1 pseudogene is annotated in these 993 nt (G+C 58.8%); it reads left to right on the top strand.

Going from position 1 to position 993, the window contains the following annotated elements:
• A pseudogene (locus tag H5395_RS18395) lies at window positions 1–954 on the top strand (IS3 family transposase); the annotation flags it as partial.
• Window positions 955–993 lie beyond the last annotated feature (39 nt).

Genomic DNA, 993 nt, shown 5'->3' with positions numbered 1-993 from the left:
TGGCGGCATGGATGCGTCCTTGATCAGCCAGATGAAGGCCATGGAAGATGAGAACCGCCGGTTGAAGCGGATGTATGCGGACCTGAGCATGCAAGCCGATCTGCTGAAGGAGGCTCTTGGAAAAAAGTAACTCGGCCGTCTCAACGCCGTGAGATGGCCGAGAATGCGGTGGCGCGACGAGGAGCGAGCGTTGCGCTGGCCTGCCGTGCCTTTGGAGTGAGCGAGACCTGCTATCGCTATGGCCCGAAGCTGAAGGCCGAGAACGAGGAGATCGCCGATCTGCTGGTCGGGCTGACCGATGCCCGCAAGACGTGGGGTTTTGGTCTGTGTTTCCTTCATCTGCGCAACGTCAAAGGGCACCCATGGAACCACAAGCGGGTCTATCGGATCTACTGCGCGCTGGAACTGAACCTGCGGATCAAACCCCGCAAGCGGCTGAAGCGGGACAAGCCTGATGCGCTGGCCGTGCCGGATGCGCCCAACATGACCTGGTCGATGGATTTCATGGCCGACCGGCTGGGAGACGGTCGGGCGTTCCGGCTGCTGAACGTGCTTGATGACTTCAACCGCGAGGGGCTGGGGATCGAGGTAGACTTCTCGCTGCCAGCCGAACGGGTCATTCGCAGTTTGGACAGGATCATCGAATGGCGCGGCAAACCCGGCACCATAAGGGTCGACAACGGCCCGGAATACATCAGTGAAAAGCTGATGAAATGGGCCGAGAAACATGGGGTTACCATCCAGCACATCCAACCCGGCCAGCCGCAGCAGAACGCCTACATCGAGCGCTACAATCGCACCGTCAGGCATGAATGGCTCGACCAATACATCATCGGAACCATCGAAGAGGCTCAAGACTTCGCAACGCAATGGCTCTGGACTTACAACAACGACCGCCCGAACATGGGCATCGGCGGCATCACACCCGCCCAGAAACTGAAAATGGCCGCATGAGTTCTACGAATGGACCCCGTTAGAAATGGGAGGATTACC

This window comes from Paracoccus sp. MC1854 (assembly GCF_014164635.1).
In the GTDB taxonomy this organism is placed as follows: domain Bacteria; phylum Pseudomonadota; class Alphaproteobacteria; order Rhodobacterales; family Rhodobacteraceae; genus Paracoccus.
Note: the sequence above shows the minus strand (reverse complement) of the source record. Positions and strands in the feature narration are given on the sequence as shown.